This is a genomic window from Pseudoalteromonas aliena SW19 (genome assembly GCF_014905615.1).
Classification (GTDB): domain Bacteria; phylum Pseudomonadota; class Gammaproteobacteria; order Enterobacterales; family Alteromonadaceae; genus Pseudoalteromonas; species Pseudoalteromonas aliena.
Map to the genome: position 1 here is coordinate 187,930 of NZ_AQGU01000028.1, position 22,480 is coordinate 210,409.

Consider the following 22,480-nt stretch of genomic DNA (forward strand, 5'->3'; position numbering starts at 1 on the left):
GGAGTAAATAAAATGAATCAAAAATATGAGCATTATTATGTACCAGATCAAAGCCCATGGCCCATTGTGGGTGCTATTGCATTGTTTTTTATAGCAGTGGGCGCAGGCTTAACGGTTATGGATGTTGGAAAAGAATCTGGCGGTGGTATTTATCTACTTTATGCCGGAATTGCTGTGCTTTTATATATGTTGTTTAGTTGGTTTAAAAATGTAATTAGTGAGTCGGACCAAGGTTTGTATTCAGCGCAAATGGATCGCTCTTTTAGGCAAGGTATGAGCTGGTTTATTTTTTCTGAAGTTATGTTTTTTATGGCTTTTTTTGGTGCGCTGTTTTATGCGCGGGTTCTGTCGGTTCCATGGCTTGGGGGGGCTGGTAATAATGCAATGACTAACGAAGTGCTTTGGCCTACCTTTGAAGCTGTTTGGCCCTTACTTTCAACACCTGCTGGAGAAACCACTCAGGCTATGGGTTGGCAAGGTTTGCCACTTATAAATACCTTAATACTACTTACCTCGTCGGTTACTTTGCATTTTGCCCATGTTGCGATGGAAAACAATAAACGCACCCCACTTAAAGTATTTTTAGGGGCTACTGTTTTATTGGGGGTTTGCTTTTTAGGACTGCAAGTTGAGGAGTATATACATGCATATAATGATCTTAATTTAACCTTAGATGCCGGTGTTTACGGTAATACGTTCTTTTTATTGACGGGTTTTCATGGCATGCATGTAACGCTCGGCACCGTACTTTTATTGGTTATACTTTTACGCATTCTAAAAGGACATTTTACTAAAGATAAGCACTTTGCTTTTCAGGCTGCTGCTTGGTATTGGCACTTTGTAGATGTGGTGTGGTTGTGCTTATTTGTATTTGTGTATGTGCTGTAGTGGCCATAGGCGAGTCATTCGCTTTAATAAACCCAAGCTTAAGTGCTGCAATCACAACAACTAAAACGACCACAGAAAACACTACGCGACGACCTAAAAAATGGGACATGGGTCGTCCACCTGTTTTCCCAGAGACCATAATAAATAATGCTCTAAATAAGTTAAAAAGTATAAATATTAACAACAGTACGATAATAATTTTAATAATCACTGAGTTGACCCTTTATGCAGTTAGTTTTATGGCACAAACAAAAGCTTAGTTCAATAATCACACTTTGTATGGTCGTGGTTGTTGTGTTGGTCTGCGTGCGCTTAGGTTTTTGGCAATTACAGCGCGGCGAGCAAAAGCAACAGCAGCTAATTGCCATTGCTGAGTTGCAAACTCGTGGCGTTATGAACTGGCCTCAATTACTTAACTTGCCTGATAGTTGGAACAAAACTGGCGTATTAGTGGAGCTAAAAGGGCAGTTTGTACAAAACCACTATTGGCTTTTAGATAACCAAGTTTACAACGGGCAAGTAGGATACGATTTACTCGCTTTGTTAAAGCCCGATAATGATCCTAAAGTGATTTTAGTTAATTTGGGGTGGATAAAAGCGCCCATATCGAGAGATGTTTTGCCACAAGTTACTCTCCCCAATGGCGATTTTATTCTAAAAGCACAAATAAAAGAAAATAACCTCAGTGGTTTTACACTTGAAAATAAAGCTACAAATAATGACTTACCTACACGAATCCAATCTATTGATTTGAATATGCTAAGTGCTCAAAGCCAGCAATTATTAATTAATTTTATGGTTTATCGACAAGGTAGTGGTGATGAAATTGCTATACCTCATTACGAGGCTGTAGTGATGAGTCCTCAAAAACATAATGCTTACGCCGTGCAGTGGTTTCTAATTGCTGTTGCATGTGTTGTTGTCGCTATTTTTGCAAGTAAGAAAAGGACACATAATGAAAAGTAACCCTCTTTTATTGTTTGTAGGTTGTTGTGCTATACCGCTAATTTTGGCATATGGCGCACTGAAATTTGATTGGTTGCCAACTGCAATTACTAATCACGGTGAGTTTTTAAGTGAAAACATTAAATTTGAAAACTGGTCGCAAAGCAATCCAAAGCAGTGGACTATTGCACTTAACTATTCAAGTCAATGTAATACACCTTGTAGCGAGCAACTTGAAGCGCTAAATAACTTATATGTAGCGCTTGGTAAAAATCAAGGCAAGGTTGATATGGCAATAATGGGGCGCCCTGGTGATAAAAACTCACCTTGGAAAATTATTGCTGATCAACAAAGCTTACAACCTGCAAGTTTGTATTTAATCGATCATATGGGGTTAGTCGTGCTGGAATATCCTTTTAAGGCGCAACCACAAGAAAATCGTTTGGTGCAAAAGGGACTATTAAAAGATTTAAAAAAACTACTTAATTATTCACGTTCAAGCTAGCTAGTTCCATTTGGTTTAAGTTGGAGTATTCGATGTATAAAAATTATAAAAACTTAGTGTTAGTAACTGGACTGCTGGCTTTGATTGTTGTGGCGCTAGGTGCTTACACTCGCTTAAGCGATGCGGGGTTGGGTTGCCCTGACTGGCCTGGCTGTTATGGTTTTTTAACAGTTCCTAAGCATGAGGCCGATATTGCGCTTGCTACACAGAGCTATCCAGACATGATGTTCGAAACAGCTAAAGCGTGGAAAGAAATGATTCATCGTTATTTTGCCGGCACGCTTGGGTTACTCATTTTAGCTTTATTTATACTCGCTTTTTTAAAGCGTCAATACCCAACAACGCCAGTGAAGTTACCATTGTTATTGTTATTATTGGTTGTATTTCAAGCTGCACTAGGTATGTGGACTGTGACTATGAATTTACAACCGTTAATAGTAATGGGCCATTTACTTGGAGGTTTTAGTATTTTATCGCTTATTACTTTGTTGTATTTAAGGTTAACAGCAAAGCTGATTATGGGCGGTGATGAGGCAGCTAAGCACTACTTTGGATTAAGTCTAATTGCGCTTGGTGTGCTTGTTATACAAATAGCGTTAGGTGGCTGGCTTGCTGCAAATTATGCCGCTCCCCATTGTAGTGGTTTGCCATTTTGTAATTATGCACAGCCGTTTTCATTAAGTAGCGTGTTTCAATTACCGTTAGAGCACAGTAGTTATGAGTTTGGCGTGCTATCGCAGCAAGCGCGAATGTCTATTCATTTATTGCACCGTATTTGGGCATTAGTTACTTGTGTCGTTTTGGCACTCGTTATGTGGAAAATATACAGCGAGGCTTACTCTCAAAAGATTAAAAATTGTGTTGTAAGTGTATTATTTTTTCTGTTTTGCCAAGTTAGCTTAGGACTTATTCTAGTACATTGGCACTTTCCGTTAGGTGTTGCGCTAGCGCATAACTTAATGGCTGCCATACTGTTATTGAGTATGGTTAGGCTGTGTTATTACTTAAAATCACGCACATAAAGGGGAAATGTTATGGCACTTACAATTGATAAAAAAGCAATACTACCCGCTAATACTCAGCCGCTGGCTTTACGCAGTTATAATTTGCTACAAGATTATTTGGCAATTAGTAAATTTAAAGTGGTAGCAATGCTTGTATTAACTGCTTGGGTTGGGTTAGCACTGGCTCCCGATGTTGGGCGTGGTATAGCGGTACAATTTATTAGTTTGTTAGGCATAGGGCTACTTTCTGCAGCAGCTGCTGTTATTAATCATGTAGTTGACAGCGAGATAGATTCTAAAATGGCACGAACCCGTCACCGCCCAGTGGCTAAGGGGCGTTTAAGTAAAATGCACGCTCTTAGTTTTGCGGCTGTTATTGGGGTGGCAGGATTTATTATGTTGATGATTTGGGCCAATACTCTAACAGCTGTCTTAACGCTGTTTGCCTTGGTAGGGTATGCTTTTGTTTATACGTCATTTTTAAAGCGTGCAACACCACAGAATATTGTTATTGGAGGGTTAGCTGGTGCAATGCCACCATTGTTAGGTTGGGTATCAGAAACAAACCAAATGGCAGCCGCACCTTGGCTATTGGTGATGATTATATTTACGTGGACCCCACCACACTTTTGGGCACTGGCCATAGCGCGAAAAAGCGATTATGAACGCGCTAAAATCCCTATGTTACCGGTAACACACGGAATTGATTTTTGTAAAACGTGTGTAGTTGCTTACTCTGTTTTACTCGCTGTTGTTTGTGTACTACCTTATTTAATTGGTATGTCGGGATTAATATATTTGATAGGCGCGTGTGTATTAAATGCAGTATTTATTTATAAAGCAGTTAAGTTAAAAATTGCCGGAAATGATGAGATTGCAATGGATTTATTTCGTTTTTCGATTGTTCATTTAATGGTACTCTTTGTGGTCTTATTTATAGATAAATGGCTCCCTTTATGAAGCAGTTATGGCTTGGATTAATTGTTGTTTTAGCTTTGTTTTTATCAGCATGTTCTAATGAGAATAGCCCTCCAGATGTTAATGCGTTGGTTTACAAAAAGGCAAAACCATTATCTGATTTTACGCTAAATGATCAGCATGGCGAATTGGTCACTAAACAGCAGTTTGTAGGTCAATGGAATTTAGTGTTTTTAGGTTATACAAGTTGCCCAGATATTTGCCCTTTAACACTGGCTAAGCTAAATGTGGTGTATAAAAATCTAAAAGCGGATTATCCATTGCAAATTTGGTTTCTATCGGTTGATCCTAATCGAGATACATCTGCAAAGAGAAAGCAATATATAGATTATTTTAACCCTGATTTTTTAGCCGTATCTGGTGAGCATAAACATCTTTTTCCGGTAGTCAGAGAGCTTGGTTTAATTTATGCGATTAGCGATAGTAGCGAGTCAGAATATGCAGTAGATCATAGTGCCTCAGTCGCGATGGTTGACCAAAGTGGTGCACTAAGAGCTATATTCAAACCTGAATTTAAGCAAGGTAGTGTACCGCTCATTAACGCGACTCAGCTTACCGAAGAATTTACAAAAATAGCGAACTACTATAGAAACTAGTTTTTTACTTTTTACCAATTTTAAAGGGGCTTTATGCTCCTTTTTACGTTTTTTCACTTCAATTCAAAATTAATCATGCATTTTATGGCAATTTCATTAACTAGGTCTAAGCTTTTATTATGATCTGAATTAACAGGGAATGTGCTCATTAAATGTTAAAGCTTCCTAGCGAACTTGCCATCACACAAGTTGAAATACTGCATCAAGATTTACTACAAGAGCTTCATAGCAACGACGACATTTGCCTTGATATTAGCGATGTGATTTCTGCTGATACGGCTTCAATTCAACTTTTATGCGCTTTACAAAAACACCTACTCACCATACAGCATAAAATAATATGGGTAGGCAGTAGTGAGGCTTTAACACATACAATTAATCAGCTGGGATTAAGCCAGTACTTAATAATTGACAGTAAAGGTTAGGGGTGTATATGAAAAAAATTTTAGCGGTGGATGATTCTGCATCAATGCGTCAGATGGTGAGTTTTACTTTAAAAACCGCAGGGTTTGATGTAACTGAAGCAAAAGATGGTAGTGAGGCACTTGCTATAGCTAAGCAGCAAGATTTTGATGCCGTCATTTCTGATGTGAATATGCCAATAATGGATGGGATTACATTAATCCGAGAGCTGCGTACATTGCCTAATTATAAATTTACGCCGCTACTAATGCTAACTACAGAGTCTGGATTAGAAAAAAAAGTAGAAGGTAAAGCAGCTGGCGCGACTGGGTGGGTTGTTAAGCCATTTAATCCTGAGCAGCTGCTCGCGGTAATTAAAAAGGTTATTCGTTAGCAAAGGAGCACAGCGTGAGTATAGATTTAAGTCAATTTTTTGAAGTTTTCTTTGAAGAGAGTTTTGAAGGCCTAGATACCATGGAGGCTGAGCTTTTAAACTTGGTGCCTGGAGAGGAAGACTTAGAAACTATAAACACTATATTTAGAGCTGCTCACTCAATTAAAGGAGGAAGCGGGACCTTTGGCTTTAGCTCTGTTGCTGATTTCACTCATGTACTTGAAACACTATTAGATCAAATTCGCCAAGGAGAGCGAGAGCTTGGCACTGAACATGTTAATTTGTTACTCAAAGCAGTTGATTGTTTACGTGGATTGCTTGCTGCACTTCAAGCAGAGCAAGACCCTGATCTAACTGAGGCAGATTCCTTACGCATGCAATTTGAAAGCGTACTAGGAGTGAAAAGCGATAGCCAAGAAAGCATATCTCAAAGCGAAAATCAAAAACCAGACAGCAATACCTACCAAATTGATTTTAAGCCTCATCATCATTTATTTAAAACAGGCAATGAGCCTCTATATATGATTGGTGAGCTTCAAGAGCTTGGCGACTTAGAAACGACCGTATTTTATGACGAAGTTCCTGATATTACAGATTTAAGCAGTGATGAATGTTTTTTACACTGGCGCTTTTTCTTAAATACAAGCCGTGATGAAAGCGCGATAAAAGAAGTTTTTGAATGGGTTGAAGATGACTCCGACATCACTATTGAACTATGTGGTGGCGTATTTACTGACGATGATCAAATATCAATAAGTAAAAATTCGAGTGATAATATACCCCAAGCTATTGAAACTGAAACATCAAAACCAGTAGTCGTAGTACCAACAAGCGTTAAATCGCCTAGCAATCCAATATCTCCAGCAGCAAGTACAAATAAAAAAACAGCAACAACCCCTGAATCTACTTCTATTCGTGTCGGTATTGATAAGGTTGATTCATTGATAAACATGGTTGGCGAACTCGTGATTACACAAGCCATGCTCAATCAACTGAGCGAGCAAGAAATTACGCCCGCGACTATCACGTCTTTGCAAGAAGGTTTAGCGCAACTAGCGCATAACACACGTGATTTACAAGAAAATGTAATGCGCATACGCATGCTCCCCATTAACTTTGTATTTAGTCGTTTTCCGCGTTTGGTCCGTGATATAGCGCAAAAGCTAAATAAACAGGTAGAGCTGAAGTTGATTGGAGAGCAAACTGAGCTTGATAAAACCGTGATGGAAAAAATATCAGATCCTATGGTGCATTTGGTTAGAAACTCGCTCGATCATGGTTTAGAGACGGTTGAGCAAAGAGTGCTTGCTGGAAAAGATCCTGTAGGCACGGTTACTTTAAATGCATTTCATCAAGGCGGTAATATTGTGATTGAGATAATGGATGATGGGCAAGGACTCAACACACAAAAAATTAGATCAAAAGCAATAAGTAACGGGTTAATTTCAGCAGATAACAGTCTTAGTGATGATGAAATTAATGAGCTTATTTTTATGCCAGGCTTTTCGACTATGGACAAAGTAAGTGATTTATCGGGTCGTGGTGTCGGCATGGATGTTGTAAAGCGAAATATTCAATCATTAAACGGCTCAGTAGAAGTAACATCTGCTCCAGGGGTTGGCTCTACATTTACGATTAGGTTACCCCTTACATTAGCTATTTTAGATGGTCAACTCGTTAAAGTGAGTCAGCATACTTATATTATTCCACTTATTTCGATTGTGGAGTCACTACAAATAGATATAGCAAAGGTGAGCCGAGTAGGTAAAAACCTCGATGTACTTAGACTTCGAGATGAATATATTCCGATTTTAAGACTCTACGATATTTTTAATCATAACAATGCGATTGAATCATTAGATAAAACTCTACTTGTGGTTGTTGAAACCGACAACCAAAAGGTAGGGTTACTTGTTGATGATTTACTGTCTCAACAGCAGGTGGTTATTAAAAGTTTAGAGGCTAATTACCACAAGGTTGATGGTGTATCAGGGGCAACAATTTTAGGCGATGGGCGCGTGTCACTAATTGTTGATATTAGTGGTTTGATAAAACTTTCAGGTTTGAAAAAACCAGGTAGCCAAGAGCTAAGCCTTGAACCAAGCGTCGCCCTGGAGGCGTTATGATTTCCGATCAAAACCAGCTAAGTAACCAATTAAACCTTCAGCAGCAACAAGGTATAAAGCAGTTTTTAACTTTTATGATGGCCGATGAAGAGTACGGTGTGGATATTTTAACAGTGCAAGAAATTCGGAGCTGGGAAGAAATTACAGTGCTACCTAATGCACCTGAGTTCGTAAAAGGCGTTATTAATTTACGTGGAACGATAGTTCCAATAATTGATTTACGATTACGCTTTGGATTACCAAGTACTGATTATGGCCCTCTAACCGTTGTTATTGTTGTCAAAATAAAATTTGAACAAGGTAGCAAAATTATAGGCATAACAGTAGATGCTGTTTCAGATGTTTACAGCATTGCAGAGCAAGATGCTAAAGCAGTACCAAATATATCTGACTCAAATAATTGTGAGTATGTAGCTGGTTTAGTCAATGTTGGTGAAAAAATGGTGGCATTAATTGACCTGCAAAAAACAATGAACATTTAGCAAGAGAATAGCTAAATAAAGTACTCAAAATAAACTTAAAGGTGGTGATGGGCATGGGATGGTTTAGTAATCCAAAGCAGTCAAAATCGAGTAATGATTTAATTGTAGATGCATTAAATAAGTCATTAGCTGTGATTGAGTTTGAACCTAGTGGTGCAATAATTACTGCTAATACTAACTTTCTAAACGTAATGGGGTATCGGTTAGAAGAGGTTCAAGGACGACACCACTCTTTATTTTTGAATGATGATGCACAAAGTGATAGCTATAAAAGCTTTTGGCAACGCTTACGCAATGGTGAGTTTATTTCAGATGAGTTTAAGCGTTTTGCTAAAAGCGGTAAAGAAGTTTGGATTCAGGCTACTTACAATCCAATTCTTGATTCGGAAGGTCAAGTACTTAAAGTCATTAAATTTGCTACAGATATCACCGAGCAAAAGCTTATATCGGCAAATGCTTCGGGACAGATTAATGCGATCAGCAAATCTCAAGCGGTCATTGAGTTCAACTTAGATGGCACTATTATTAACGCTAATGAAAACTTTTTAAATGCGCTTGGCTATAAGCTCAGTGAGATTGAAGGACAACACCATAGATTATTTGTTGAACCTGAATATGCAGATAGTGATGAATATAAAGAATTTTGGGCAAAACTAGGCCGTGGAGAATTTGATTCTGGTGAATACTTAAGAATTGGTAAACATGGTAAAGAGGTATGGATACAAGCTTCTTATAACCCAATTTATGATATGAATGGTAAGCCATATAAAGTTATTAAATATGCATCTGATATTAGTGCACAAAAAGAATTAGAAAAGTCATCTCGAAAGGCCGCAGATTTAGCAAGTGCTCTCAAAGTATGCCAAGCAAGCGTAATGATTGCTGATAAAGATCTTAATATTGTATTTGTGAACGATCGAGTTCAAGAAATGCTTAAGGTCCGAGAAAAGGAACTGCAAACAGTATTACCGAGTTTCTCTGTTGAAAACTTAGTCGGAACTTGTGTTGATGACTTTCATAAAAAAGCATCGCACCAACGCGAGTTATTAAAAAACTTAGAGAAACCGCACAAAGCTGAATTACGCTTAGCGGGGCTTGTTTTTACCTTGATTGCATCGCCTTGGATAAGCCACGAAGGAAAAAGGCTAGGCACTATAGTCGAGTGGGAAGATATTACAAACGACGTTGCAAAGGCGGAAGAAGAACGTAGAGCAGCACAAGAAAATCTACGTGTACGTCAAGCATTAGATACAGTAGCAACGAATACAATGATTGCAGATGTATCAAACGTCATTGTTTATATGAATGCTGCTGTTAGAAACATGATGAGTATTGCTGAAAAAGATTTACAAAAAGATTTACCTAATTTCGACAGTACAAATCTAATAAATCAGAACATTGACATATTTCACAAAAATCCAGCGCATCAGCAAAATCTCCTTGCCAAATTAACAAATACTTATAGCACCGAAATTAAAGTGGGCGGACGCACATTTGGTTTAGTCGCTAACCCTATAATAACATCAGAGCAAGAAAAAATAGGCACAGTGGTTGAGTGGGAAGATAGAACCGCACAGGTTGCAATTGAAAAAGAAATTGCCCAGCTTATTGGTGCTGCTGGGAGTGGGGAATTAGATGCAAGAGTTATGGAGGAGGGGAAACAAGGGTTTTTCCTGCGCTTGGCACAAGGGTTAAATAGCTTAGTAAAAATAGTCGACGATACAGTTGCAGACACTGGCAATATGCTCAGTGCAATGGCGAGTGGTGACTTATCAAAACGAATAGAAAAAGATTATAAAGGCTCATTTGATAAATTAAAACGTGATGCTAATGCAACGGCAGATAAGTTAACTGAAGTAATTAATCGTATAAATTCATCAGCAACGTTGGTAGCCAGTGGCGCAGAGGAAATATCACAGGGTAATACAGATTTAAGTCAGCGGACAGAAGAGCAAGCTTCCTCGTTAGAGGAAACAGCATCAAGCATGGAGGAAATGACCAGTACAGTTCGTCAAAATGCAGATAACGCCAAAGTTGCAAACGATCTAGCTGAAGAAACATGTGAAAAGGCGATTCAAGGCGGTGAAGTTGTTAATAAAGCAGTAATAAGTATGTCGGCTATTAATGAGTCGAGCAAAAAGATTGCAGATATTATTGGTGTAATTGATGAAATAGCATTTCAAACTAACTTATTAGCGCTTAATGCTGCAGTTGAAGCGGCAAGAGCGGGTGAGCAAGGGCGTGGTTTTGCAGTGGTTGCTGGTGAGGTACGAAACTTAGCGCAACGCTCTGCAGGTGCAGCGAAAGAGATTAAAGAGTTAATAAGAGATAGTGTAGGTAAAGTGGCCGATGGTTCTCAATTAGTGAATGAGTCAGGCGCGACGCTAAAAGAAATTGTTGTATCGGTACAACGAGTCACGCAAATGATTTCTGACATTACAGAAGCATCCGAAGAGCAAAGTGCCGGTATTGAACAGGTTAATAAAGCTATTTCTCAAATGGATGAAATGACGCAACAAAATGCAGCTCTAGTAGAGCAAGCTTCTGCAGCTGGTGAGTCGATGGCTGAACAAGCTAATGAGATGCGCCGCTTACTTAATTTTTTCTCATTAGGTCAGCAAGATATGGCAATCATTTCGCCGACTGTGCGAACACCTGAATTATCCCATAAACCACAAAGTAGCTTTATTCGAAGTACACCCAGAGGCGATAACTTTGTTGATTCAGCTGATGAGTGGGAAGAGTTTTAACAGCTTTACTGAGAGCGAATAATGAAAGAGTTTTTATGTACGGATCGCGACTTTAAAGAGATTGCTAGTTTAGTTTATGACGCATGCGGTATTGTTTTAGGTGATCATAAACGTGAAATGGTTTACTCACGTTTAGCAAGGCGTATTAGAGAGCGAAAGCTAAATAATTTTGAAGCTTATTTAGAATACTTAAAGAGTAATAAAGATCAGGAGTTTGATGCATTTATTAATGCAATAACAACTAACTTAACGTCTTTTTTTCGTGAGATACATCACTTTGAATTTATTAGAACCCAGCTTATACCTGATCTTCTAAAAGCAAATAAGCAAAGTAAGCGAGTAAGAATTTGGTCTGCTGGTTGTTCAACAGGTGAAGAGCCTTACAGCTTGGCGATGACAATATATAACGCATTTCCAAGTACTTGGGACGTAAAAATATTAGCCACAGATTTGGATTCTAACGTACTGGAGAAAGCACAAAAGGGTATTTATACAGCTGCTAATGTGAATGGATTAGAACCGGCGCAACTTAAGCGTTGGTTTTTAACGAGTAAAGACGGTGAAAGCTATAAAGTTAAAGATAAACTACAAGAATCTATCTCATTTAAGCGCTTAAATTTGTTGCAAGACTGGCCTATGAAAGGGTCGTTCGATCTTATTTTATGTCGAAATGTTGTTATTTATTTTGATAAAGAAACAAAAGATCAGCTTTTTCAGCGCTACGCCAACATACTAAATTCGCAAGGTCATTTGTTTTTGGGTCACTCAGAGAGTATGGGTAAAGAGCATTCGCAATTTAAAAATTTAGGAAAAACTATGTACCAAAAGAGCGCTGATGCACGCTGAACTTAGGCCCGTATTACCTAGCTTTGAGCACATAAAGCGATATTGGGATTCAGGCAGAGACAGTGTTGTTGCTAAGGTGCTTCCAGGTGAATTTTATGTTTCTAAAAATAACGAGCTTATTTCTACCGTGCTGGGGTCGTGCATTGCTGCCTGTGTTTATGATGAGAGCTTGGGAATTGGAGGGATGAACCATTTTATGCTTCCTATTCAGAAAGACACAGATCTGAAAAACGCGCATAGTTTGAGTTGCCGATACGGTAACTGGGCCATGGAGTACCTTATAAATGAGGTATTAAAAAATGGAGCGTCTCGCCATAACTTAAAAATAAAATTGTTTGGGGGCGGTAAAATTATTAGTGCGATGACCGATATTGGACTGGGAAATATTAGTTTTGCAATGGCTTATATTGAAGAGGAGGCGTTAAATTTAGTTGCTCATGATATGGGTGGGCCATGGCCTCGAAAAATATTTTTTCATCCGCATACCGGTAAAGTTTATATGAAAAAATTAAGAAATTTACATAACAACACGATTGAAAAACGCGAAGTACGTTATTTGCAAAACCTTAAAAAGCAAGAAGTAACAACAGATATAGAGCTGTTTTAGGAGTATGCATGATTAAAGTATTGATAATAGATGATTCTCCTCTAATTAGGCGTTTACTCACAGAGATATTACAGCAGGCTAAAGATATCACGGTAGTTGGTAGTGCTGAGGACCCTTACGAAGCACGCGAAATGATAAAAAAACTCAACCCCGATGTGCTAACGCTTGACGTAGAAATGCCAAAAATGGATGGTATTAGTTTTTTAAAAAACCTAATGCGATTAAGGCCTATGCCTGTAGTGATGATCTCTACGCTAACCCAAAAAGGCTCTCCCATTACATTAGAAGCATTAGAATTAGGGGCTATTGATTTTATAGCTAAACCTACCAACAATATAAAAGAGCAAATGAGCCAATACGCATCATTGGTTCAGCAAAAGGTGCGAGTAGCAGCCGGTGCAAGAGTAAGAAGCGCTAAAAAAGGAGTCATTATAAATGAGCCTATTCATGTTAATGCTCAATTTTCACTAAATAAAATAATAGCGATAGGTGCTTCAACCGGCGGTACAGAAGCGATAAAAGAAGTGCTGACTAAAATGCCCAAAAATTGCCCTCCGATTGTTATTACACAGCATATTCCGCCGGTGTTTAGTACTTCGTTTGCTGAGCGAATGAATCGTACATGCATAATAAATGTAAAAGAGGCTGAACATGGCGACAAGCTGAATGCTGGTTGGGCGTATATAGCACCTGGAGGCTTTCATTTAAGTATTAAAAAGCAAGGCATAGGCTTGTATTGCCAGCTTGATGATAACGACCCTGTTAACAGGCACAAGCCTGCTGTAGATGTATTATTTAATTCATTAATCGAAATAGGAGCTAAAAATATAGTTGCCGCAATTCTTACCGGTATGGGGAGTGATGGCGCAAAAGGATTGCTTGCATTAAAACAAAATGGCGCTTACACCATAGCTCAGGATGAGTATTCATCTGTTGTGTGGGGGATGCCAAAAGCAGCTGTAGAATTAGATGCAGTTAATGAAGTAGTTGCTCTTGATAAAGTGGCTCAGAGTCTTTTAAAGCAGATTATTAAAAATTAACTTAGGCTAAAAAGCCTAAGTTATAATTTGCGCCAAATACCATCAAAATGCAAAGTACGATGTTTTACGAGAGCTTAGGGCGTGTAACTTTGTAATAATACCGTTCGGCATAAGTGTTTGAGCAACTTAATGAATTAAATCACCCCATAATGTCGTTAAAATTTTTTATTTAGAACACTATTGCAAATAAACTCAACGCAGTTAGCGCCGAAAATAGCTGCTTTGTTATTGAATAACCCAAGGCTGAGAAAACCAGTAATAGCTGCTAGGGTTTTCAATGGAAGGCGCAGTGCAGTTAAAGCGAGAGCGGCCCTTTTTAAGTGCTTGGGGTGACGTCACTTCAACCGTATTTTTATTTATCCAGTTTAAGTTTGCTTGGCCAATGCTTGATACATAGCAGGCAAATTGTGTTTTGTGAAAACTACCCATTTTAAACTCAATAGTTAACTTGGGTGGATTGTTTTGCGTCACACTATCTTGGTAAGTTAAATTAGTAATGCTGAACGCTCGAGAATTAATTTTAGTTGTTAACGTCTCTAAATTGCTATAAAAACCAGAGGCAGGAAAACGTGGTAAACGACTGAAATTTGAGTCTTTACTTACCGCTCCAGAATGCTGTCCAATTCCAATAAAGCCAAGCTCAGTTATAAGGGTTTGCAGTTGATTACTAAATTCCCCATATGGGTAAGCTAAGTATTTGTAGTCTTGGTCAATTTCTTCTTTTATACGCTGTTGTGAGTGTAAAATATCTTGCTTAATACGTACTTTCCATTGCGCGGTGGTTTCATTTTCAAGCTTAATATGCAAATAATTGTGTTGAGCACTGTGGTTACTTATAAGCGCCCCTTTTTTACTTAATTCTTTAAGTTTATCCCAGCCCATCACATAGCTTTGACCTTCATCTATTAATTTGGGGTTTACAAAAATAGTATACGGGTAGCCAAATTGTTCTAAAATAGGTGCTGCTTCATCATAATTATTGTTGTAGCCATCATCAAAAGTGATCGCGATGGTTTTCTCAGGTAAGGTTTGCCCTTGTTGTAAAGCACTGAGTAATTTGTTTAGAGGAATAACGTTAAAGTTATTGTCTTTTAAATAATTTAAATGCTTTGTAAAAGTATCAGCGCTAACGCTAGTGACGGCTGGAAGGGTTTCACTAACATGATGGTATTGTAAAATAACGGCTGCTTGAGCGCGTAGAGATAAACTAATGAGAGTAAATAATACTAAATGAAACAATTTCTTATACATAATAAAGCACACCATAAAAGCTTGTTGTTGTTAGCCGGTCCGATGATACTATCAAACATCACAGTACCACTGTTAGGAATTGTTGATACTGCTGTTATTGGTCACTTAGGTAGCGCTCACTATTTAGCCGGTATTGCACTAGGCTCTGCTGTTATTTCTATTTTATTTTGGTTAGCAGGGTTTTTAAGAATGAGTACAACCGGCATGGTTGCTCAGGCCTACGGGCAAAATGATTTAACTCAATTAGCCGCCTTACTTAAGCGAAGCTTATTACTTGCAATTATTGTTGCTGTATTACTTATTGCTCTATCCCCATTAATAAAACACGCTATTGCATTTTTGTCTGCAGCTAATAGCGATGTACTCATTCAAGCGTACCAGTATTTCAGTATCCGTATTTTTAGTGCGCCTGCGGCTTTATGTAATTTAGTGCTGTTAGGCTGGATGCTAGGAGTGCATTACGGCCGAGGACCCTTTTATTTATTATTAGTAACAAATATTGTAAATATAGTGCTCGATATTTACTTTGTAGTTTACCTAGATTGGGCGGTTGCTGGTGCTGCATGGGCATCACTTATTGCTGATTACACAGCACTCGTCTTTGCACTTTTTTTGGTTGTTAAGTTAGCTAAAAAACAAGCAATAGAATTAAGCGTACCGAATTGGTTTAGCTTTAAAAAAATGGCGGGTTTACTTAGTTTAAACCGTGATATTTTTATTCGCTCTTTAGTACTGCAATTGTGTTTTAGCTTTATGACTTTTTACGGCGCCAGAATTGGCGAAACGACGCTTGCGGCTAATGCCGTGCTGCTTAATTTTTTAATGTTAGTCAGTTTCGCTCTAGATGGTATTGCATATGCCAGTGAGGCAAAAGTAGGGCAAGCAAAAGGTCAAAAAAGCGTATATAACATAGAGCTCTGGGTTAAAATTAGTGTATTTTGGGGGATGTTATTTGGTTTATTATATAGCTTATTTTTTGCAGTTTTTGGCGCTCAAATTATTACGCTTTTAACCAATGTACCAGAGGTTATTAATGAGGCTACACGTTATCTACCATGGGTAATTGCATTGCCCTTACTTGCTATGAGCTGTTTTTTGTTTGATGGTATTTTTGTCGGCTTAACACGTGCAAAAGATATGCGAAATAGTATGCTACTTTCAGCTACGGTAGGGTTTTTTGGAGTGTTTTGGGTATTTAGTGAGTTACAAAATAATGGGTTATGGCTAGCTATGAGCATTTTTATGTTAATGCGAGGCATAACTTTAATTATTAAATATCAAAGACTCAAAGCAAATAACCAGTTGCTAGATTAAGTGCGATGGTGGGCTATTTCCATAAATCGGGATCGTTACTCTGAGGGCCTATATTTTTAATGACCTGAGAAAATCGATTAGCAAAAATACCGCAGTAGCCCCAACCGGCAAAAAATAATGCGGGGACTAAAATTACCACGCCAATTATTTGTAAACTGTAATGGGTATAATACCCAATGCATATTAATATTACGGCTAGCACAAACAGTGCTAGGCCGCGAAAAAAGCGCGCTAAACTAAGCTTAGGATTGCTTCCTAAGCGGTAGATGAGTGGCTTTAGCATTTATAGGGCTTAATAGTAAGAATGATCGCCTGCTTCGTGATCAGTGATATCGGCAACACCGGTTATCTCTTCAAACTTAGCTATCATTTCTTTTTCAATGCCCTCTTTTAGCGTTACGTCGATCATAGAACAACCGTTACAACCACCACCAAACTGAAGGACAGCAATACCAGCTGCTGTAATCTCTACTAGGCTTACTTGGCCACCGTGGTTAGCCAGTTGCGGGTTTACTTCAGTTTCTAGCATATGTTGTACGCGTTCATTTAATGATGCGTCATCACCAATTTTACGAGCTTTAGCATTAGGTGCTTTTAGAGTCAGCTGGGTGCCCATTTTGTCAGTAACAAAATCAATTTCAGCTTCTTCTAAAAATGGAGCACTTTCTGCATCTACAACGGCATCAAAACCATTAAAATTTAGACGAATATCGCTGGCTTCAACAGCGTCTTCTGGACAATAAGACACACCACATTCCGCTTGTGATGAACCAGGGTTTACAACAAAAACACGAATATTGGTTTGTTGTGATTGATCTGCTAATAGTTTAGCAAAATGCGCTTGCGCTGTTTCGGAAATAGAAATCATAAAAAACGGCTTTATACCTGACTAAATTACTCGGATACTGCATATCATACTCCGCTCATCGTGTTGCGGCTAGTGTTGAGCGTAAAAAGTTGGCATCTATTTTAAGCAGTGGTAGCGTGCGATTAACAAACATTTTTAGAGTGATTTATATGCGGTTCATGTTAGCAGTGATGATGGTACTAGTTAGTTTTTCAAGTGTAGCTAAGCCACTTTCTTATTATTTTGAGCAAGATACACAATTTGATCCTACAATCCCAACGCCCGAAGAAGTACTTGGTTATCAAGTGGGGGAGTGGCATGTGAGGCACGATCAGTTAGTGCGCTATATGGAAGTACTTGCTGATAAAAGTGACCGTATAAATTTTGAAATCATTGGCCGTACGCATGAGCAACGTCCATTGGTTATGTTAACGATTACCGCAGCTAATCAGTTACCAAACATTGAACAAACTCGCCAAGCGCATCTGGCACGCTTGAGTAATAAAAGTAGTAAAACCAAAGATCAACCTGCTGTAGTGTGGATGGGTTATAGCGTACACGGCAATGAATCATCAGGGAGTAACGCTTCATTACTGGTGGCTTATTATTTAGCGGCAGCTCAAGGTGCTGAAATAGATCAGCTATTAAATAATACCGTTATTTTACTCGACCCTTCGCTTAACCCAGATGGCTTAGCGCGCTTTGCTAATTGGGCAAACAGTAATCGCGGGATGAACTTATCAAGTGACCCTAAAACTCGCGAACATGTTGAAAATTGGCCAAGTAGCCGGACCAACCATTATTGGTTTGATTTAAATCGTGACTGGTTATTGCTGCAACATCCGGAGTCGCGAGCGCGTATTGCCAAGTTCCATCAGTGGAAGCCAAATATTTTAACTGATTTTCATGAGATGGGCCCAAATAGTAGTTATTTTTTTCAGCCAGGTATTCCAAGTCGTAAACACCCAATAACACCGGATGAAAATGTGACTTTAACGAAAGCAATTGCTAACTATCATGCAAAAACATTAGATGAAAACAACGCGCTTTATTTTACAGAAGAAAGTTTTGATGATTTTTATTACGGGAAAGGCTCAACCTATCCTGATGTAAATGGTGGAGTAGGCATTTTATTTGAACAAGCGAGTTCTCGTGGGCATATTCAAGAAACTATAAATGGCCCTTTAAGCTTTGCATTTACTATTAAAAATCAGCTATTAACCAGCTTATCAACCTTTAACGCTGCTATTGATAACCGTCAAGCGCTGCTTGATTACCAAGCTAAGTTTTATAATCAGGCTAACGATTTAGCCAATGATGAAAACTATGAAGGCTATGTTGTTGAAGGTGCAAGCGACAACACCCGTATTAAGCACTTTTTAGAGCTCTTAAAGCAACATCAAATTAATGCTTACCCGCTTACTAAACCACTAAAAGCAAATGGTAAAATTTTTACGACTAATAGTTACTTTGTACCATTAGCGCAGCCGCAATACCGCTTAGTAAAAGCTATTTTTAGTGAACAAAAAAACTTTGCAGATAACACATTCTATGATGTTTCGGGTTGGACTCTAGCGCACGCATTTAATTTGCCATTCACTAGAGCTAAAAGTAATTGGGGTTTAAATATTGCAGATGCAGCTTGGAATAACTCGTTAGAAACATCTTTTTCTGAATTAAAAAATGGTTATGCCTTTGCTTTTGCATGGGATGATTATTTAGCCCCTAAAATGCTAAATAGTTTACTTCAGCAAGGTATTAAAGCTCGTGTAGCTCTTAGTTCGTTAACTGCTAAATCAACATCGGGAGAGGTAAGCTTTGAACCTGGCAGTATTATTATACCTACAGGGTTACAAACAAATATCAACTGGGTTGCTCAGCTTAATAAAGCGCAAAATGAGTTTGGTATTGCAATTAAGCCAATTACTTCAGGTTTAACAAGTAAGGGGGCCGATTTAGGTTCACGCTCAATGGCTGTTGTTAGTGCTCCAAAAGTACTGCTTATTGGCGGGCAAGGCGCGAGCCAGTACGAAATAGGAGAAGTGTGGTATTACCTAGATCGCTTTGTTGGCGTCGCGCCTACAATTGTTGAAATGAACCGCTTAGGCTCTCTTGAATTAAGTAACTATAGTCATATTGTACTTGCTCATGGCAATTACAGCAATTTATCTGACGCTGACAAAGTGGCAATTAAAAGCTGGGTAAGAAAAGGTGGCGTTATTTGGGGTCATAAAGGTGGCGCTAAATTTTTAGCCGATCAGCAGTTGCTTAAAGCGAGCTATTTATCACGACAAGATGTAGCCAGCGCATTTAAGACGACAGGTTTAAGTTATGGCGATAAAGATCATTTAGCTGGGCGTCAGCGCATTGCAGGTGCTATTTTTAATACTAATATAGATTTAACTCATCCGCTTACATTTTCACTTAAGCGCAATACATTGCCCGTATTCAAAAACAGTACCTGGTTGCTAGAAGCTTCCGATGCGCCGTTCGTAAATGTACTTACCTATACTAAAACCCCATTGTTAGCGGGTTTTGCCGATGCTGTTAATGTTGAGCAAGTTGCTGGCGGAGCTGGTTTAATTGCTCATTCATACGGGCGAGGCACAGTGATAGGTATGACCGACGACCCTGTATTCAGAGGTTACTGGTATGGAACTAGTCGACTACTAAGTAACGCTTTATTTTTTGGTCATACGTTTCGTGCAAATGGCGAATAATACTTTTTAATAATTAAATAGGCGTTAAGCAAGTTGTAAAAGCCCACACTTGTTTAGCGCCTGCTTGTTTTAGTGTATTAGTTGCTGCGTTTAATGTTGCACCTGTTGTCATTACATCATCAATAATAGCGACTGTTTTACCGCTGATATCCGCTGTACAAATAAACGCATCTTTTAAGTTTTTAATGCGTTTTGCTTTTGATAGCTCTGATTGCGCTTGGGTTTTTTTACTGCGAATAAGTACGTTACTCAATGGCGCGTAATTAGCTAAGCATGGATGCCATACTTGGCTTACTTGATTAAATCCACGATTTAAAAAGCGGCTTGTGTGTAGCGGTAAAATTATAAACATATCGGGTAATAAAGGGTGATGATCAAAAAAATGTATCAGTTGCTTTTTAATAACTTGTCGCAGTGCCTTTTTATAATAAATTTGATTATTAAATTTAAGTTGTTTAAGCCACAGCTCAAACGGAGATTGATAAAATGCACATGCGAATAATTTATCGAATTCGCAATTAGGAAACATCTGTGCAATATCAGGGCGATTGAGTAAATTAGCGTGGATACTTAGATCAAACAATGGTAAGTCTGCTAAGCAGCAATCACACAACCCTAAATGTGCATTAATAATGTTTTCACACTGCACACAAGAGGAGGGAAACAGCCAGTCAAAAATAGTATTCGTCATTGCTTTAAACCACACATTGCAATCACCTTCCTAATCGTTATTATGAGCTTAAGTCTGGTTAAGGTTATGCGAATATGCAAAACGAGTTAGTATTATTACATGGTTGGGGAATGAACCAGGGGGTGTGGCAGTTGATCCAGCCAGAACTTGAGTTTTTATATTCAGGGGGTGTACGCAGCCTTGATTTACCCGGATTTGGCAACAGCGCTACTTGCCCAAGCCCTTATACATTGCACGATGCTGCAGCACTTTTAAGTGAAGAACTAAAGCCACAATCAATTTTAATGGGTTGGTCATTAGGTGGCTTATTTGCTTTATACATTGCTAAGCATTGGCCTGACAAAGTATCGAAAATAATATTAGTGGCATCAACACCATTTTTTGCAGAACAAGCACATTGGCCTGGTATTAAAGCTAATGTGCTGGATCAATTTAAAGAGCAGTTAGTTAATCACCGAGAAAAAACCATAGAGCGCTTTTTAGCTATTCAAGCTATGGGAAGTGAGTCAGCACGGGAAGATATAAAGCAACTCAAGCAATTACTAAATAGGTACAGCGCTCCTAATGCTGAAGCGCTTATTGCTGGTTTAGATATTTTGCAAAACGAAGACTTACGTGACTTATTCACTCGTTGTCCGGTTTCTATTAAAGCAATATTTGGGCGTTTAGATGCACTAGTGCCGTATCGAGCGATCGCAGAAATGTTAGTACTAAATCCTGAGTTTGAATACGAAGTACTCGATAAAGCATCACATGCCCCATTTATTTCTCATAAAAAAGAATTTTTATCTATTGCTAAATCAATGCTTTAAAATTGAACTAAAAATAGCACCGTTTAAAGCTTTATTTTGTGCATAACCTGAGCGATAATTAGACAATGTTTATTTGGTGGAGGTTTTAATATGCCAATCGGATCTGTATTTAATAACGGTGTTGAAGGGTTTAATCGTGCTAGCCAAGGTGTTGAAAAAGCCAGTGCTGAGATTAATCGAGCCACTATTGAACAGCAAGACGATGCGCAACTAGCGCAGCAGCGTCAGCTTACTGCAGCACGTCCTGAAGAAGCCATAACAGCTCCAGTAGCACAGCCAGCTCGTATTGATGAAGCACTCGTTAACTTAAAAGTTGAGGAGTTTAACGCTAAAGCGAATACGCAATCAATTCAAACGGCTGATGATGTACTGGGTACATTAATTGACATTAAAGTTTAGTTTATGAATATTGTCACGCCATTTCCGTCTATCAATATAAACACTGCAAATGTTTATACGGAAACCGCACGGCGTGACAACCAACTGCGAGAAGTTATACCTGCCCCTGCATCAAATAGTGCGAGTAATACAGAAACCAAAGCGCAAAGTGACGCTGAAAAAGCAAAGCTACCTGGCGGAAGTGATGGTGCAACGTATGACGCAACCGGAAAAGTTATAGACGAAAAATCAGTTCAGCAACGTGATGGAAACTCTGAGAACCCTGATGGCTCCGAGCAAGAAAGCGATTCAAGTGAGCAAAAAGAATCTGAGCAAGAAGAGCAGCAGTTAGAGCAAGAACAATTACAAATTAAAGAACTTAAGGCTCGAGATACAGAGGTAAGAATACACGAGCAAGCACATGCGTCTGTTGGCGGCCAGTATGCTGGCTCACCAAGTTATGAATATCAACGTGGTCCCGATGGCTCTAACTACGCCGTTGGCGGGGAAGTGCAAATAGATGTATCAGAAATACCCGGCGATCCACAGGCGACTATTGATAAAATGCAGACGGTGCGCGCAGCAGCGCTTGCGCCTGCAGAGCCTTCAGGAGCTGATCGTTCAATTGCCGCAGACGCTACGCAAAAGTTAGCAGCAGCCCAAGCAGAACTTGCACAACCCAAAAGTGAAAATGACGAAAAAACAAAAAATATAGCAAAGGCTTCATTTTCTAGTAATGAGAATAACGACGCTGAAATAACCAAAAGTGATGAGCCTACTCGCAATGTAGATGTTGAAGCACGTGCAGGGCGTATTGCAAGCTTTTATCAAATGGCCACTTCTCCCGCGAGTCAAAGTAGTTTTTCAGCGTTAAGTTAATAATTTCGTAAAAGTAACCACAAAA

24 protein-coding genes are annotated in these 22,480 nt (G+C 38.8%); 19 read left to right on the plus strand and 5 right to left on the minus strand.

Annotated elements, in window-relative coordinates; genetic code table 11:
• Positions 1-12 precede the first annotated feature (12 nt).
• On the plus strand, positions 13-888 hold the full coding sequence (locus tag PALI_RS16060; RefSeq protein ID WP_182701674.1) for a cytochrome c oxidase subunit 3: 876 nt from the start codon (positions 13-15) through the stop codon (positions 886-888).
• Here PALI_RS16060 and PALI_RS20305 read toward each other — a convergent pair.
• Positions 791-1,099 carry a DUF2909 family protein gene (locus PALI_RS20305; protein ID WP_138584726.1) on the minus strand — a complete coding sequence of 103 codons (309 nt, stop codon included), beginning with the start codon at positions 1,097-1,099 and terminating at the stop codon, positions 791-793. The two genes, PALI_RS16060 and PALI_RS20305, sit on opposite strands and share 98 nt — an antisense overlap.
• Before the next feature lie 14 nt (positions 1,100-1,113).
• Here PALI_RS20305 and PALI_RS16070 point away from each other — a divergent pair, with 14 nt between their 5' ends.
• The 13 genes from PALI_RS16070 to PALI_RS16130 all read left to right on the plus strand — a co-directional run bounded on the left by PALI_RS16070 (position 1,114) and on the right by PALI_RS16130 (position 13,563).
• Positions 1,114-1,854 (plus strand): SURF1 family protein, encoded by a 741-nt coding sequence (locus PALI_RS16070; RefSeq protein WP_138584725.1) that lies wholly within the window; start codon positions 1,114-1,116, stop codon positions 1,852-1,854.
• A complete protein-coding gene (locus PALI_RS16075; protein ID WP_193156473.1) occupies positions 1,844-2,338 on the plus strand; it encodes a transmembrane cytochrome oxidase associated protein in 495 nt (164 codons plus the stop codon). The genes PALI_RS16070 and PALI_RS16075 overlap by 11 nt, the downstream gene beginning before the upstream one ends.
• 32 nt (positions 2,339-2,370) lie before the next feature.
• The gene (locus PALI_RS16080) at positions 2,371-3,360 is read left to right on the plus strand and encodes a COX15/CtaA family protein (protein ID WP_193156474.1); all 990 of its coding nucleotides are present in this window, start codon (positions 2,371-2,373) and stop codon (positions 3,358-3,360) included.
• 12 nt (positions 3,361-3,372) lie between these two features.
• On the plus strand, positions 3,373-4,302 hold the full coding sequence (gene cyoE, locus PALI_RS16085) for a heme o synthase (protein ID WP_182701669.1): 930 nt from the start codon (positions 3,373-3,375) through the stop codon (positions 4,300-4,302).
• A complete protein-coding gene (locus PALI_RS16090) occupies positions 4,299-4,916 on the plus strand; it encodes an SCO family protein (RefSeq protein ID WP_193156475.1) in 618 nt (205 codons plus the stop codon). Before cyoE ends, PALI_RS16090 begins: the two co-directional genes overlap by 4 nt.
• A 152-nt stretch (positions 4,917-5,068) precedes the next feature.
• Positions 5,069-5,341 (plus strand): STAS domain-containing protein, encoded by a 273-nt coding sequence (locus PALI_RS16095; protein ID WP_138584720.1) that lies wholly within the window; start codon positions 5,069-5,071, stop codon positions 5,339-5,341.
• An 8-nt stretch (positions 5,342-5,349) separates the two neighbouring features.
• Positions 5,350-5,712 (plus strand): response regulator, encoded by a 363-nt coding sequence (locus tag PALI_RS16100; protein ID WP_077536366.1) that lies wholly within the window; start codon positions 5,350-5,352, stop codon positions 5,710-5,712.
• A gap of 14 nt (positions 5,713-5,726) precedes the next feature.
• A complete protein-coding gene (locus tag PALI_RS16105) occupies positions 5,727-7,838 on the plus strand; it encodes a chemotaxis protein CheA (protein WP_193156476.1) in 2,112 nt (703 codons plus the stop codon).
• Positions 7,835-8,320 (plus strand): chemotaxis protein CheW, encoded by a 486-nt coding sequence (locus PALI_RS16110; RefSeq protein ID WP_138584717.1) that lies wholly within the window; start codon positions 7,835-7,837, stop codon positions 8,318-8,320. The genes PALI_RS16105 and PALI_RS16110 overlap by 4 nt, the downstream gene beginning before the upstream one ends.
• 53 nt (positions 8,321-8,373) lie before the next feature.
• Complete coding sequence (locus PALI_RS16115; protein WP_193156477.1) at positions 8,374-11,070, plus strand: methyl-accepting chemotaxis protein; 2,697 nt, start codon at positions 8,374-8,376, stop codon at positions 11,068-11,070.
• A gap of 21 nt (positions 11,071-11,091) precedes the next feature.
• A complete protein-coding gene (locus tag PALI_RS16120) occupies positions 11,092-11,916 on the plus strand; it encodes a CheR family methyltransferase (protein WP_193156478.1) in 825 nt (274 codons plus the stop codon).
• Positions 11,906-12,523 carry a chemoreceptor glutamine deamidase CheD gene (cheD, locus tag PALI_RS16125; protein ID WP_138584714.1) on the plus strand — a complete coding sequence of 206 codons (618 nt, stop codon included), beginning with the start codon at positions 11,906-11,908 and terminating at the stop codon, positions 12,521-12,523. Before PALI_RS16120 ends, cheD begins: the two co-directional genes overlap by 11 nt.
• Positions 12,524-12,531: 8 nt before the next feature.
• The gene (locus tag PALI_RS16130; RefSeq protein WP_138584713.1) at positions 12,532-13,563 is read left to right on the plus strand and encodes a protein-glutamate methylesterase/protein-glutamine glutaminase; all 1,032 of its coding nucleotides are present in this window, start codon (positions 12,532-12,534) and stop codon (positions 13,561-13,563) included.
• Positions 13,564-13,788: 225 nt separating this feature from the next.
• On the opposite strand, the gene PALI_RS16135 is transcribed toward PALI_RS16130, so the two are convergent.
• A complete protein-coding gene (locus tag PALI_RS16135; RefSeq protein ID WP_193156479.1) occupies positions 13,789-14,814 on the minus strand; it encodes a polysaccharide deacetylase family protein in 1,026 nt (341 codons plus the stop codon).
• Between PALI_RS16135 and dinF the strand changes: the two genes are divergently transcribed.
• The gene (dinF, locus tag PALI_RS16140) at positions 14,794-16,128 is read left to right on the plus strand and encodes an MATE family efflux transporter DinF (RefSeq protein WP_193156480.1); all 1,335 of its coding nucleotides are present in this window, start codon (positions 14,794-14,796) and stop codon (positions 16,126-16,128) included. The two genes, PALI_RS16135 and dinF, sit on opposite strands and share 21 nt — an antisense overlap.
• Before the next feature lie 13 nt (positions 16,129-16,141).
• On the opposite strand, the gene PALI_RS20165 is transcribed toward dinF, so the two are convergent.
• Both PALI_RS20165 and nfuA read right to left on the minus strand, forming a co-directional pair.
• On the minus strand, positions 16,142-16,411 hold the full coding sequence (locus PALI_RS20165; protein WP_138584711.1) for a hypothetical protein: 270 nt from the start codon (positions 16,409-16,411) through the stop codon (positions 16,142-16,144).
• A gap of 9 nt (positions 16,412-16,420) precedes the next feature.
• Positions 16,421-16,996 carry a Fe-S biogenesis protein NfuA gene (gene nfuA, locus PALI_RS16145; RefSeq protein WP_077536357.1) on the minus strand — a complete coding sequence of 192 codons (576 nt, stop codon included), beginning with the start codon at positions 16,994-16,996 and terminating at the stop codon, positions 16,421-16,423.
• Positions 16,997-17,166: 170 nt separating this feature from the next.
• On the opposite strand from nfuA, the gene PALI_RS16150 reads away from it, so the two are divergent.
• On the plus strand, positions 17,167-19,695 hold the full coding sequence (locus PALI_RS16150; protein ID WP_404935938.1) for a M14 metallopeptidase family protein: 2,529 nt from the start codon (positions 17,167-17,169) through the stop codon (positions 19,693-19,695).
• 13 nt (positions 19,696-19,708) lie between these two features.
• Here the strand turns inward: PALI_RS16150 and PALI_RS16155 are convergent, their stop codons facing one another.
• Positions 19,709-20,386 (minus strand): ComF family protein, encoded by a 678-nt coding sequence (locus PALI_RS16155; RefSeq protein ID WP_193156515.1) that lies wholly within the window; start codon positions 20,384-20,386, stop codon positions 19,709-19,711.
• Positions 20,387-20,460: 74 nt separating this feature from the next.
• Between PALI_RS16155 and bioH the strand changes: the two genes are divergently transcribed.
• The 3 genes from bioH (at position 20,461) to PALI_RS16170 (ending at position 22,455) form a co-directional block, all read left to right on the plus strand.
• Positions 20,461-21,198, plus strand: coding sequence for a pimeloyl-ACP methyl ester esterase BioH (bioH, locus tag PALI_RS16160; RefSeq protein WP_193156482.1), 738 nt, complete (start codon positions 20,461-20,463; stop codon positions 21,196-21,198).
• Positions 21,199-21,288: 90 nt separating this feature from the next.
• Complete coding sequence (locus PALI_RS16165; protein WP_077536355.1) at positions 21,289-21,597, plus strand: hypothetical protein; 309 nt, start codon at positions 21,289-21,291, stop codon at positions 21,595-21,597.
• A 3-nt stretch (positions 21,598-21,600) separates the two neighbouring features.
• On the plus strand, positions 21,601-22,455 hold the full coding sequence (locus tag PALI_RS16170) for a putative metalloprotease CJM1_0395 family protein (protein ID WP_182701659.1): 855 nt from the start codon (positions 21,601-21,603) through the stop codon (positions 22,453-22,455).
• Positions 22,456-22,480: the final 25 nt, after the last annotated feature.

Bases quoted from the DNA above. Each gene is read 5' to 3' on its own strand.
- PALI_RS16130 (WP_138584713.1), top strand. From the start codon at position 12,532: ATGATTAAAGTATTGATAATAGATGATTCTCCTCTAATTAGGCGTTTA.
- PALI_RS16090 (WP_193156475.1), top strand. From the start codon at position 4,299: ATGAAGCAGTTATGGCTTGGATTAATTGTTGTTTTAGCTTTGTTTTTA.
- PALI_RS16095 (WP_138584720.1), top strand. From the start codon at position 5,069: ATGTTAAAGCTTCCTAGCGAACTTGCCATCACACAAGTTGAAATACTG.
- PALI_RS16075 (WP_193156473.1), top strand. From the start codon at position 1,844: ATGAAAAGTAACCCTCTTTTATTGTTTGTAGGTTGTTGTGCTATACCG.
- PALI_RS16110 (WP_138584717.1), top strand. From the start codon at position 7,835: ATGATTTCCGATCAAAACCAGCTAAGTAACCAATTAAACCTTCAGCAG.
- PALI_RS16115 (WP_193156477.1), top strand. From the start codon at position 8,374: ATGGGATGGTTTAGTAATCCAAAGCAGTCAAAATCGAGTAATGATTTA.
- dinF (WP_193156480.1), top strand. From the start codon at position 14,794: ATGAAACAATTTCTTATACATAATAAAGCACACCATAAAAGCTTGTTG.
- PALI_RS16080 (WP_193156474.1), top strand. From the start codon at position 2,371: ATGTATAAAAATTATAAAAACTTAGTGTTAGTAACTGGACTGCTGGCT.
- PALI_RS16150 (WP_404935938.1), top strand. From the start codon at position 17,167: ATGATGGTACTAGTTAGTTTTTCAAGTGTAGCTAAGCCACTTTCTTAT.
- PALI_RS16155 (WP_193156515.1), bottom strand. From the start codon at position 20,386: ATGACGAATACTATTTTTGACTGGCTGTTTCCCTCCTCTTGTGTGCAG.
- PALI_RS16100 (WP_077536366.1), top strand. From the start codon at position 5,350: ATGAAAAAAATTTTAGCGGTGGATGATTCTGCATCAATGCGTCAGATG.
- PALI_RS16070 (WP_138584725.1), top strand. From the start codon at position 1,114: ATGCAGTTAGTTTTATGGCACAAACAAAAGCTTAGTTCAATAATCACA.
- bioH (WP_193156482.1), top strand. From the start codon at position 20,461: ATGCAAAACGAGTTAGTATTATTACATGGTTGGGGAATGAACCAGGGG.
- PALI_RS16165 (WP_077536355.1), top strand. From the start codon at position 21,289: ATGCCAATCGGATCTGTATTTAATAACGGTGTTGAAGGGTTTAATCGT.
- PALI_RS20165 (WP_138584711.1), bottom strand. From the start codon at position 16,411: ATGCTAAAGCCACTCATCTACCGCTTAGGAAGCAATCCTAAGCTTAGT.
- PALI_RS16170 (WP_182701659.1), top strand. From the start codon at position 21,601: ATGAATATTGTCACGCCATTTCCGTCTATCAATATAAACACTGCAAAT.
- nfuA (WP_077536357.1), bottom strand. From the start codon at position 16,996: ATGATTTCTATTTCCGAAACAGCGCAAGCGCATTTTGCTAAACTATTA.
- cyoE (WP_182701669.1), top strand. From the start codon at position 3,373: ATGGCACTTACAATTGATAAAAAAGCAATACTACCCGCTAATACTCAG.
- cheD (WP_138584714.1), top strand. From the start codon at position 11,906: ATGCACGCTGAACTTAGGCCCGTATTACCTAGCTTTGAGCACATAAAG.
- PALI_RS16120 (WP_193156478.1), top strand. From the start codon at position 11,092: ATGAAAGAGTTTTTATGTACGGATCGCGACTTTAAAGAGATTGCTAGT.
- PALI_RS16135 (WP_193156479.1), bottom strand. From the start codon at position 14,814: ATGTATAAGAAATTGTTTCATTTAGTATTATTTACTCTCATTAGTTTA.
- PALI_RS16060 (WP_182701674.1), top strand. From the start codon at position 13: ATGAATCAAAAATATGAGCATTATTATGTACCAGATCAAAGCCCATGG.